The sequence below is a fragment of the Thermaerobacter sp. PB12/4term genome (genome assembly GCF_003403315.2).
Classification (GTDB): domain Bacteria; phylum Bacillota; class Sulfobacillia; order Thermaerobacterales; family Thermaerobacteraceae; genus Thermaerobacter.
In genome coordinates, this window is record NZ_CP048407.1 from 2225715 (window position 1) to 2237063 (window position 11349).

Annotated in this window: 10 protein-coding genes; 8 read left to right on the plus strand and 2 right to left on the minus strand. The window is 69.2% G+C overall.

Going from position 1 to position 11349, the window contains the following annotated elements; translation table 11 throughout:
* Positions 1-96 precede the first annotated feature (96 nt).
* The 7 genes from DYI95_RS09285 to DYI95_RS09315 all read left to right on the plus strand — a co-directional run bounded on the left by DYI95_RS09285 (position 97) and on the right by DYI95_RS09315 (position 8390).
* The gene (locus DYI95_RS09285) at positions 97-921 is read left to right on the plus strand and encodes an enoyl-CoA hydratase/isomerase family protein (protein ID WP_243149978.1); all 825 of its coding nucleotides are present in this window, start codon (positions 97-99) and stop codon (positions 919-921) included.
* 203 nt (positions 922-1124) lie between these two features.
* Entirely contained in the window at positions 1125-2516 is a 1392-nt protein-coding gene (locus DYI95_RS09290; protein ID WP_116900076.1) for an acyclic terpene utilization AtuA family protein, read from the plus strand.
* 167 nt (positions 2517-2683) lie between these two features.
* On the plus strand, positions 2684-3067 hold the full coding sequence (locus tag DYI95_RS09295; RefSeq protein WP_116900147.1) for a hypothetical protein: 384 nt from the start codon (positions 2684-2686) through the stop codon (positions 3065-3067).
* Between the two features lie 100 nt (positions 3068-3167).
* Complete coding sequence (locus DYI95_RS09300; RefSeq protein WP_116900075.1) at positions 3168-4376, plus strand: acyl-CoA dehydrogenase family protein; 1209 nt, start codon at positions 3168-3170, stop codon at positions 4374-4376.
* Between the two features lie 48 nt (positions 4377-4424).
* Entirely contained in the window at positions 4425-5207 is a 783-nt protein-coding gene (locus DYI95_RS09305; protein ID WP_116900074.1) for an SDR family oxidoreductase, read from the plus strand.
* The gene (locus tag DYI95_RS09310; RefSeq protein WP_203530632.1) at positions 5204-6760 is read left to right on the plus strand and encodes an acyl-CoA carboxylase subunit beta; all 1557 of its coding nucleotides are present in this window, start codon (positions 5204-5206) and stop codon (positions 6758-6760) included. Before DYI95_RS09305 ends, DYI95_RS09310 begins: the two co-directional genes overlap by 4 nt.
* Before the next feature lie 37 nt (positions 6761-6797).
* Positions 6798-8390: a long-chain fatty acid--CoA ligase gene (locus DYI95_RS09315; protein WP_203530634.1), complete on the plus strand. Its 1593-nt coding sequence runs from the start codon at positions 6798-6800 to the stop codon at positions 8388-8390.
* 16 nt (positions 8391-8406) lie between these two features.
* Here the strand turns inward: DYI95_RS09315 and DYI95_RS09320 are convergent, their stop codons facing one another.
* Positions 8407-8952 (minus strand): DUF2726 domain-containing protein, encoded by a 546-nt coding sequence (locus tag DYI95_RS09320; protein ID WP_243149979.1) that lies wholly within the window; start codon positions 8950-8952, stop codon positions 8407-8409.
* 343 nt (positions 8953-9295) lie between these two features.
* Positions 9296-9454, minus strand: coding sequence for a hypothetical protein (locus DYI95_RS09325; RefSeq protein WP_158556022.1), 159 nt, complete (start codon positions 9452-9454; stop codon positions 9296-9298).
* An 835-nt stretch (positions 9455-10289) separates the two neighbouring features.
* On the opposite strand from DYI95_RS09325, the gene DYI95_RS09330 reads away from it, so the two are divergent.
* Positions 10290-11279 (plus strand): hypothetical protein, encoded by a 990-nt coding sequence (locus DYI95_RS09330; protein ID WP_116900070.1) that lies wholly within the window; start codon positions 10290-10292, stop codon positions 11277-11279.
* Positions 11280-11349: the final 70 nt, after the last annotated feature.

The following is an 11349-nucleotide window of genomic DNA, read 5'->3' on the forward strand; positions in this document are numbered from 1 at the left end:
GCCGGCCGGGCGGCACGTGCCCTTCGCCCGGCGTGGGACCGGGGGTTCAGGCGACGCGGGGGCCCGCTTTCGCAGGAGGTGGTGCTCGTGGGCGCCATGCAGGGGGAGGCCGGGCTGCAAAAGGGGGAGGTCCGGCAACAAGACCAGCTGGTCCTGTACGAGGCCGACGGCCCCGTGGCCATCATCACCCTCAACGACCCGGAACGAAGGAACCCGCTCTCCACCGCCATGGCGGAGGCTCTGATCGCAGCCCTGCGGCGGGGGTGCCGGGACCCCCAGGTACGAGCGCTGGTCCTGACCGGAGCGGGCCAGGCCTTCTGCGCCGGGGGGGACATCCGCGAGTTTGCCGGGCTCGACCGGCTGACCGGACCCCAGGTGCTGGAGCAGGGTGAGCGGTCGACCGAGCTCTTCAAGGCCGGGCAGTGGCTGACCAAGCCGCTGATCGGCGCCGTGCAGGGGGCAGCCATGGGGGGCGGGCTGGGCCTCGTGTGCCTCTGCCACTGGGTGGTGGCCGCCGACGATGCGGTCTTCGCCACGCCGGAGATCCAGCTGGGCCTCTTCCCCCTGGTGATCCTGCCCCTGATGATGCAGGTCATGGGCCCGCGCCAGGCCCTGGCCCTGGGCCTTTCCGGCCGGCGGATCGGTGCCCAGGAAGCCAGCGCCCTCGGCCTGGTGACGGAGGTGGTGGCCCGGGACCAGGTCCTCCAGCGGGCCCGGGCCGTGGCCACCGAGCTGGCGGGCCGCAGCGGGGCCGCCATCGGCGCCGGCCTCAGGGCTTACGCTGCTGCCCTGAGCCTGCCCGCCCCGGCGGCCATCGACTTCGCCAACAGCCTGAGGGTGAGCACCTTCCTCAGCGCCGACCTCAAGGAAGGCGCCACGGCCTTCCTCGAGCGGCGAGCGCCGCAGTGGACCCACCGCTGAGGCGCGGTTTTCCTGTGGGCGGCACCGACCAACCGGTTGGTCGGGACCAACCGGCGCCGCCACCGGTCCCGGGGCTCTCGCCGGGCCTTCCCGCCAGGGCCGGTTCGATCGACGGCCGGCCGGCGGCCGGCCCCGCCGCCCGGGGAGCGGCAAGCAGCGGTGGGACCCGAGGGGCAGGGTTCTTCCCCCGGAGGTGATGAGGCATGGCAGCCAGGACCGTCCGCATCGGCGCGGGGCTGGGTTTTTACGGCGACCTCCCCTTTGCCGCGGCGGACGCCGTGCGAGCAGGCGACATCCAGTACCTCTGCTGCGACCACCTGGCCGAGCTGACCATGGCCATCCTGCACAAGGACCGGCAGCGCGACCCCGGCGCCGGTTACACCCGCGACATCGGGCTCCTGTGCCAGACGGTGCTGCCGGTGGCCATGGCCAGGGGCGTGCGGCTGATCAGCAATGCCGGCGGGCTGAATCCCTACGGAGCGGCCCGCGAGGTCCTGCAGGTGGCGGCCCGCCTGGGCTTGCAGGACCTCAAGGTGGCGGTGGTCACGGGCGACGACGTCCTGGATCGCCTGGACCTGTTCCGGCAAGAAGGGGCACCCCTGGAGCCGCTGGACGGCGGCCCGCCGTATGAAGAGGTCCGGCCGCGGCTGCTGTTCGCCAGCGCCTACCTGGGCGCCGAACCGGTGGTCCGCGCCCTGGCCACCGGCGCCCATGTGGTGATCACGGGACGGGTGGCCGACGCTTCCCTGTTCCTGGCCCCGCTGGTTTATGAGTTCGGCTGGCGGTGGGACGACTGGGACCGGCTGGCCGTGGGGGTGGTGGCCGGGCACATCAGCGAATGCTCGGCCCAGGCCACGGGCGGCAACTTCAGCGGCCGCTGGTGGGAAGTCCCCGACATGGACCGCATCGGCTACCCCATCGCCGAGGTGGATGCCGGCGGTGGGCTGGTCATCACCAAGCCGCAGGGGACCGGCGGCCTGGTCACCCCCGATACGGTGAAGGAGCAGCTCTACTACGAGGTCCACGACCCGGCCCGCTACGTGAACCCGGACGTCACCGCCGACTTCTCCCAGATCGAACTGGTCCAGGAAGGCCCCGACCGGGTCAGGGTCAGCGGGATCCGGGGCGGTCCCCGGCCCGAGGTCCTGAAGGTCACCGCCGGCTATGACGACGGCTGGCTCGGCCAGGCGGTGATCGGCTACTCCTGGCCCGACGCCCTGGAAAAGGCCCAGGCGGCGGAGCGAATCATCCGGCGGCAGATGGCCCGGGCAGGGCTGAACCCCGAAGCGATCCATGTGGAGTATCTGGGGGTCAACGCCCTCCACGGCCCTCTGGCCCCCATCCCCGACGAGCCCAACGAGGTCTACCTGCGTTTTGCCATCCGGACCCGGACCCGGGAGGAAGCCGAGCGGCTGGCCCGGCTCTTCCCGCCCCTGGCCCTCAACGGGCCCCCGTACATCGGCGGCGCGTTGCCGGGCCTGGGTCGCTCCCGCCAGCTGCTGGGCATCTGGTCCACCACCGTTCCCCGCGGGTGGGTCGAACAGGCGGTGCGGGTGGAGGTGCTGGGGCTGGATGCCCTGGAGAAGGCCGGGTAGACCGCCGTCCTCGGGGTGTTACCGGGTGGGCCCGCCGGCCTGGGGGGTGGGCCTGGGTGGGAACCCGCCGGGGCGGGGGCCCCGCCGGCAGGTCCGGCGGCCTGGGAGGTCCCGCCGGCAGGGCCACCCCAGGGAGAACGGGGCGGGCCGGTGAAGGAGGGGTTTGCATGGCACGGGTCGCCCTGCGGGGTTACTGCCAGGTCCGTTCGGGTGACAAGGGCGACACCCTGGACCTGACGGTGTTCGCCCCCAATGACGGATTTTACAGGGCGCTGGAAGAGCAACTGACACCGGCGGCGGTGCTGGAACACTTCCGGGGTCTGGCCCGGGGACCGGCGGAAGTCTACCCCCTGCCCCGGGTGCGGGGTATCAAGATCGTCCTGCGCAATGCCCTGGGGGGCGGCGGGCCGGCCTCCCTGCGCCTCGATGCCCAGGGCAAGTCCCTGGCCGCCGCCATGCTGCGGATGACCGTGGAGGTTCCCGACGAGGTGCTGGCGGCCACCCCCTTCATGCGCCCGCCCCGGGCGGTCCTGCCGGCACCCGGGGAATAGCCGGCCAGGGCGGCCGTCCCGCACGGCCGTCTCGCACCGGAACCACGCGCCGGGAACCACGCGCCACTGCACCAGATCGACACGAAAGGAGGCACCCGGGGTGCAGGCAACCCATCTCAACCTGCTCGACCTGGGAGACGAGTACCGCCAGGTGGTGGAGATCACCCGCGACCTGATCCGGCGCCTCGAACCCCAGCGCAGCGAGTTCCTCCGCCAGATCTTCGAGGAGCAGCGCTTCCCCGAGGCCATGTGGGAGCAGATGGCCGAGGCGGGCCTGCTGGGCCTGCTGATCCCCGAGGAGTACGGCGGCACGGGGCTCGGCCTGCTGGCCCTGACCCTGGTGATGGAGGAACTGGCCAGCGCCGGCTACGGCAACGCCCTGGTGGTGGTGACCAGCATGGACACCACCGCCATCCTCCGCGGGGGCAGCGAGGAGCAGAAGCAGCGGTGGCTGCCCCGCATCGCCGACGGCACCCTCAAGCTGGCCTTCGCCATCACCGAGCCCGAGAGCGGCACCAACAGCTTCCGCATGAAGACCGAGGCCCGCAAGGAGGGCGGGGTCTACCGGCTGCGGGGCGAAAAGGGCTGGATCACCGGGGCCGACGTGGCCGACATGATCCTGGTGGTGGCCCGGACCATCCCCTATGCCGTCCTGAAGGAGCAGGGCCTGCCCCGGACCTACGGCCTGGGGCTGTTCCTGGTAGATCGCCACGCCCCCGGCCTGCACCTGTATCCCATGAACACCGCCGGCATCGAGGGCTACCGCCAGTTCCGCCTGGTGTTCGATGACGTGGAGGTGCCCGCCGACCACCTGATCGGCGCCGAACACATGGGCGCCCAGGTGCTGTTCTTCGCCCTGAATCCCGAGCGCATCCTGGCCGCCGCCACGGGCATCGGGTTGACCGAGCACGTGCTGCGGCGGGCCGCCGAGTATGCCCGCCAGCGCAAGGTGTTCGGCGACCGGCCCATCGGCTCGTACCAGGCCGTCCAGCACCCCCTGGCCCGGATCCGGGTGATGCAGGAGGCGGCCAGGCTGCTCACCTACCGGGCCGCCCAGGCCTTCGACCGGCAGATCTCGCCGGAGCGGGTGGGCACCTGGGCCAACATGGCCAAGTACCTGGCCTCGGAGACCGCCATCGCAGCCGTCGACCGGGCCATCCAGACCTTCGGCGGGCAGGGCTTCGTCAAGGAGAACCAGCTGATCCACCTCTGGACCTCGGCGCGGCTGCTGCGCACGGCGCCCATCAACAACGAGATGGTGCTCAACTTCATCGCCGAGCACGAGCTGGAACTGCCGCGCTCGTATTGAGGCGGGCGTGTCGAGGCGGCCGTGCCGCGCAACAAGAGGAGGATGGGCATGAGCTTTGCCGGCAAGGTGGCCCTGGTGACCGGCGCCTCCCGGGGCATCGGAGAGGCGGTGGCCCGCACCCTGGGCGGCGAGGGAGCCACGGTGTTCGTCCACTTCAAGCAGCGGGAGGAGGACGCCCGCCAGGTGGCCGAGGCCATCGCCCGGGACGGGGGGCGCGGCATCCCGGTCCAGGCGGACCTGGAGGACCCCCAGGCGGTGGCGGCCATGATGGACCGCATCCGGGAGGAGGCCGGGGTCCTTGACATCCTGGTGGCCAATGCCGCCGCCACCGCCTTCAAGCCCCTGCTGGCCGTGGGGCCGCACAACATCCAGCGGACCTTTGCCATCACCATCCAGGCCTTCATCCAGATGGTCCAGGCGGCGGTCCCCCTCATGCAGGGGCGGGCGGGGAAGATCGTCGCCGTGTCGGGATACGACAGCATCCGGTTCATCCCCGGCCACGGCATCCTGGGGGCGGCCAAGGCGGCCATGGAATCTTTGGTCCGCTACCTGGCTGTGGAACTGGCCCCCCTGGGCATCAACGTGAACGCCGTCTGTCCCGGGCCGGTGGAGACCGACTCCGCCCGCTTTTACGCGGGGGACCGTTGGCACGAGGTGGCGGCCCGGCTGGTGGCCGCCACCCCGCGCAAGCGGGTGGCCACCCCCGAGGACGTGGCCCGCATCATCCGGTTCCTCTGCACCGACGACGCGGGCTGGCTCTGCGGCCAGACCCTGGTGTGCGACGGCGGCCTGACGCTGGACGGGGGCGCCACGCTGTTCGGCATGGCATGAGCGGAGGAGGTCACGAGGCGGTGGAACGGGAGGCCCGCATCCTTCAGGAGCTCGAACGCATCAAGCGCGGGGGTCCCGAGCGGGGCCACGAGAAGCAGCGGGAAGCGGGCAAGCTCTTCGTCCGCGACCGGCTGCGCCTGTTCTTCGACGACGGCGAGCCCTATACCGAGTTCGGCGAGTTCGCCAGGGCCGGCGATCCCGAGCTGCCGGCCGACGGGGTTGTGACCGGCACCGGGCGGATCGGCGGGCGGCTTGTGTTTTTCGCCGCCAACGATTACACGGTGAAGGCCGGCTCCATCGGCCGCTACCACGGCGAAAAGCTCATCCGCACCCAGGAGGCCGCCATGCGGGCGCGGCGGCCCATCCTCTACCTGGTCGACTCCTCGGGGGCGCGGATCGACGAGGCGGGCGGCTACCACGTGGACCGCTACAGCGGCGGCCGGCTGTTCTACTACCACAGCATCATGTCCGGTGTCGTGCCCCAGATCGGGGTGCTGTACGGGTCGTGCTTCGCCGGTACCGCCTACACCCCAGTGTTCTGCGACTTCGTCATCATGATGGCCGGCTCGGCCATGGCCATTGCGTCCCCCCGCATGGTGCAGATGGTGACGGGGGAGAAGGTATCGCCGGAAGAACTGGGCGGCGCCCGCATGCACGCCACGGTCAGCGGCTCGGCAGACTTCGTTGCCCGGTCGGAAGAAGAGGCTGCGGATCTGGTCAAGCGGCTGCTCTCCTACCTGCCCGACAACTGCGACGAGCGCCCGCCCCGGGGCGAACCGCGGCCGCCGGCCCGGGATCCTGCGGAGATCGACGCCATCATCCCCCAGGATCCCAACCAGCCCTACGATGTGCGGCGCTTGATCGAAGCCATCGTGGATGAAGGAAGCTTTCTCGAGGTCAAGGCGGCCTACGCCGGCGAGCTGGTGACGGGATTCGCCCGCATCGACGGCCGGGTGGTGGGCATCGTGGCCAACCAGCCGGCGGTGCGAGGTGGGGCCATCTTCCCCGAGTCGTCGGACAAGGGAGCCGAGTTCGTCTGGATCTGCGACGCCTATAACATCCCGCTGCTCTACCTGTGCGACACGCCGGGGTTCATGGCCGGGTCGGCGGTGGAACGGGCGGGGATCCTGCGGCGCGGGCGCAAGTTCATCTTCGCCACCTCGTCGGCCACGGTGCCCAAGGTCTGCGTGGTGGTGCGGAAGGCCTACGGAGCGGGGATCTACGCCATGGCCGGGCCTGCATACAATCCCGACGTGACCCTGGCCCTGCCCTCGGCCGAGATCGCCGTCATGGGCCCGGAAGCGGCCATCAATGCGGTCTACTTCAACCGGCTGCAGGCCATCCCCGACCCCGCCGAGCGGGCCCGGGTGGTGGCCGCCCTGCGGGCGGAGTACCGCAAGGGCTACGAGATCACCAGGCTGGCGGCGGAGATGGTGGTCGACGACCTGATCCCGCCGCGGGACCTGCGCCGGGAGGTGAGCCGGTACTTCAAGCAATTCGAGAACCGGGAGGTGCAGTTGCCCAGGCGCAAGCACGCCACCATCCTGAGTTGAGACCATGAAGGTCCTTGGATCGCATGGGGGTGCGGTCATGGGAGCGTACGTGTCGGGTGGGGTGGTCATGGAGCCGCCCCGGGTGGGCGACCTACTCGCCCGGGCGGCCCTGCTGTACCCGGACAAGGTGGCGGTGGTCGACGGGCCCCGGCGCTTCACTTACCGCGACCTGAACCGGCGGGTCAACGCCCTGGCCAACGCCCTTGCCGGCCTCGGGGTCCGGAAGGGCGACCGGGTGGCCATCCTGATGCCCAACCGCTGCGAGTTCCTGGAGGTGCTCTTTGCCGCCGCCAAGCTGGGTGCCATCGCCGTGCCCATCAACCTGCGGCTGGCGCCTCCGGAGGTCCAGTTCATCCTGTCGGACTCGGGGGCTTGCGTGCTGTTCTACGACGCCCTTCTCGAGCCGCTCGCCCGGCACGCCGCAGCGGGCACGGCGGTCCGGGCCCTGGTCGAGGCAAGGGACGGCCCCGTCGCCGGGACGAACCCGCCCGCTTCGGCCGAGAGCCGGCCGTTGCAGTATGAGGCCCTCCTGGAACCCCACTTGCCGGCCGCCCGCGAGCCTGAAGCCCAGATCAGCTTTTTTGACCCGCATCTCATGATGTACACCTCCGGCACCACCGGGCGGCCCAAGGGGGCGATCCTTACCCACAGCAACTCCGTGTGGAACGCCGTGAACATGCTCCTCAACGAGGAAGGACTGGAGACCCGGGACGTGGTGCTGACGGTGGCACCCATGTTCCACATCGGCGGGCTGAGCGTCTACACCCTGCCGGCCCTGTTCAAGGGCTGCACGGTGGTGCTAGAGCGCCAGTTCGACCCGCGGCGGACCCTGGAGCTGGTGGAACGGGAACGGATCACGGTGCTGTTCCTGGTGCCGGCCATGTGGCAGGCCGTGATGTGGCTTCCCGACTTCGATCGCTACGACCTGTCCAGCCTGCGGAGCCTGGTGTCCGGCGGTGCTCCCTGCCCGCTCACCGTGATCCAGTTCTTCCAGTCCCGCGGCTTCCGCTTCCTCGAAGGGTTCGGCATGACCGAAACGGCCCCCGACGTCGCCATCCTAAGCAGCCGCGACGCCGTGCGGAAGAACGGGTCCATCGGGCTGCCGGTGCACACCGTTCAACTGCGCATCGTGGACGACACCGGCCAGGATGTGTCACCGGGACAGGTGGGCGAGCTGGTGGTCCGCGGGCCCAACGTGTGCGCTGGGTACTGGAACAACGCCGAAGCCACCCGCGAAGCCTTCCGTGACAGCTGGTTCCATACGGGCGACCTGGCCCGCCAGGACGACGAGGGCTTTTATTACATCGTCGACCGGAAGAAGGACATGCTGATCTCCGGTGGCGAGAACGTCTACCCCGTCGAGGTCGAACAAGTGCTGGTCCAGCACCCCAAGGTCCTGGAGGTGGCGGTGACCGGCGCCCCCGACGAGCGTTGGGGTGAAGTGCCGGCAGCCTTCGTGGTTCCCAAGCCCGGAGAAACAGTCACCCTGGATGAGCTGGTCGCCTTCTGCGAAGGGAAGCTGGCCCGTTTCAAGATCCCCAAGCAGCTGCATGTGGTGGACCAGTTGCCCCGCAACGCTACGGGGAAGGTCCTGAAGCACGTTTTGCGCGCCCGGGTGGCCGGTTCATGACCGGCCACCCGGCGGGTTAGCGGGGGCGGTCGACGGCTGAGGCGCCGCTCGAAGATGCAGCAATTTCCCCGTATGCTGCCGTATCCGCCTGGGTATCTGCCTGGGTAGGAATACCCTGGGATAAACCGATCTGCTGGGCGATCTCAGCGCTGACCTCGTCTAGATTCCAGCGCCTCCGTACCGGAATCCTTAGCAAGGGTAGGCCGCCTGCCCGGCAGATCTCGTTTACCAGTTGATCCCGCTGGCGGCGGCGAGACTGGCCATGCGACGAGTCATCGAGCTCGATCGCCAGCAACGGTGCCCAGGATCCCGGATCGACCAGGACAAAGTCGACATGCTTGTTGCTGATACGGCCGAAGGCCTGCCACCAATCTTTCCCCGAGGCCTGGATGGTGAACAGGTCGGCAAATCGCACCTTGGATAGCACCCTATAACGATCCCCCACGACCTGGTCCAGCACCTGGGCAAACTGCTTTTCCGCAGGCGTGAGCAACGAGGCCACCCTTTGAAAGGGTAGCTTGCGGACTGGGGTCCCCTCCCGCAGCCGCAACAAGACCAACATCGCCACAACAAGGCCACAACAAGCATAATGGCCAAGATAAGCCAGCCGTTCACCGTCCTGCCCCCTTGGATCAGGATCCCGCCGTCCCAAGCTGCAGCTCCTTACGCGAGCTCCGGTTCGCCCCAGAGGCAATCCCAGCCCCACCAGCTCCCCACCGGATGGCCGGATTGTCATACGCCCACGCCGGATACTCCTCCGCCAGGAGGAACCGCCGCGCGTAATGACCGGCGAGGGCAATGTACCGTTGCCCGGCCGGGGAGCCGGCCCCCAGCTGGTGGCCCAGGTGGCAAAGCAGGGCGACCTGGGCCGCGTCGGCCAACTGGACCGTTACGTCCTTGGCATACTACTGGGCTTCTTCCGGCCGGCGGCAGGCCGCCTCCGCCAGCCGGGTCAGGGTCTGCTCGATGACCTGGCGGGCATGCCGGACCTCTGGGGTGCCGGGTTCGTCCAGCATGGGGATGAACTCCGCCAGAAAGGCCTCGTGGGCCCTTTTCTTGACCATGGCCTCCAGCAGACCCAGGGCCTGAATGTTGCCCGGAGGACCTCCAGTAGATACCCTCCTCCGGCTTGCCCACCAGGTAAGCCTCGCTGCCTCGAAAATCCACCTCCCCCGGGGGCCCGAGCGGGTGGCGTTCTTATCCTTACAGCCGCCGCACGAAGTAGTTCAGCTCTCCTGCATGGTGACGACTGGGAACAAGAACGAGAGCCAGCCCCAACTCCTCCTACCACTGGGCCAGCTGGGAAGCAGGCCAGGACGTGCCGCAGACCGGGGTCTACGTCCCAGTGATTCAGGCCGTAGGCGTAGGATTGGTACCGCACCCTGAGTCCCCTCGCGGCCAGCCGGTGGCCTTGCCCGGTGGGCCGTGAAGCCCCTGGGACCGGCCGGTGGCACGGCCGGCTTCGTTGTCGCTCCCTTCCACGTCCTTACGGGACTTCCTTTCACGGCCCGGCCGGGAGTGCCACAGCATGCCGGCCGGAGACCGGGGGCCTGCTACGGGGCCTGCTACGGGGCCGAGCTGAAGGAAGCGAACGGGGGAAGCCGGGGCAGAAGCCCAATTTGGCTTCAACCGGCCGGCGGTCCTGGGCCGCTGGCCATGCGAAATATTCCCGAATATTTCAGAAGATTCCCCGAAATATTCAGAAGTCTTTTTTATTAATACGCCAGGCGGCGGCCGCTGGAAATTATTTTATATATTCTTCGAATTTTATTTCTTGACAAATGCCCTCCTACGTGAACACTGCGCCAACGCCAGTATTGACATCGACCCAATGTGTGTGGTAAAATAATACCAGAACACCCGGCAGCCCCTGGCTGCCACCACGGAGGGGGATGGACGGTGCGGGAGATGCTGTTTGCCGCGACCATCGCCCGGGGCCGGCCCTACATCATCACCCACGGGACGAGCCGGGATGACGTGGCCATGAAGGCGCTGAACCTGCTGGGCCGCCTGGGCCTGGGCGGGCCCCTGCCCCTTTTCATCGGTACTCCGGCCGACATTGGCGAGCACCTTGGTGCTACCGGGCGGGTCCTGCTGCGCCGCTACCTCCGGACCCTGGCCGGTTTGCCGGTGCAACCGGACCCCGTCACCATGGACGAACGCCGCCGGCAGATCCTGGATCTGCGGGACCGTGCGGCCTGCCCGCTGCAGCCTTCTCACCTGGCGGAAGCCATTTTCTTCGACGGCGCCGACCCGGCGGATCCTGCCGTCCGGCGCCGCCTGGCCGCTTCCATCGGGTCTTCCGCCGCTCCGGCTGGAGGCGATACCTCCACCACCGCTTCCGGGGACGAACCGGCCGCGGCGGAGGACGGCCCCGGGGGCGATGAGGAACAGGACGCGCCGCAGGAACAGGAGGAAGGACTGGTCATCTTCGGCATCGGCACCGTCCGCAGCGACGACGATCCCGACGGCCAACCCCGGACCGGCGCCTTCATTGGGTTTGGAACCGGCCGCCTCTCCGGCTCCGCGCCCCGCGGCACCGGCCGGAAGCCATCGGGGGCCCGGCGGGTGACCCTGGAGGTGTGCCGGGTCCTTGGCCTTCGGCGCCCGAACCGGTGGGCACGCCAGTACGTGGAGCATGCGGTCGCCCACCTCGCCACCATCCCGGAAGATCACCCCGACACCGCCTGGCCGGGCACCGAGCTGGAAGCCCCCGAGGATTTGCAGGCGTGGCTGGCCGGTTATCCCCTGGCCCTGGATTGCATCGAGGCAGCCTGGAAGGCCTTTGGTCTGGGGGACAACGTGTGGGAAGATCTTGAACTCGGCCTGGAGTGGATGAGCAAGCAGGTCTTCGACCTGACCTACCGCTACCTGGCCCGGCTCTGCTAGTATCACCGCCAGCGGCGGTCAGGGTCAGAGCTGGGGTGGGCCCCTCTGGGGCCCACCCCCGATCGTTAGT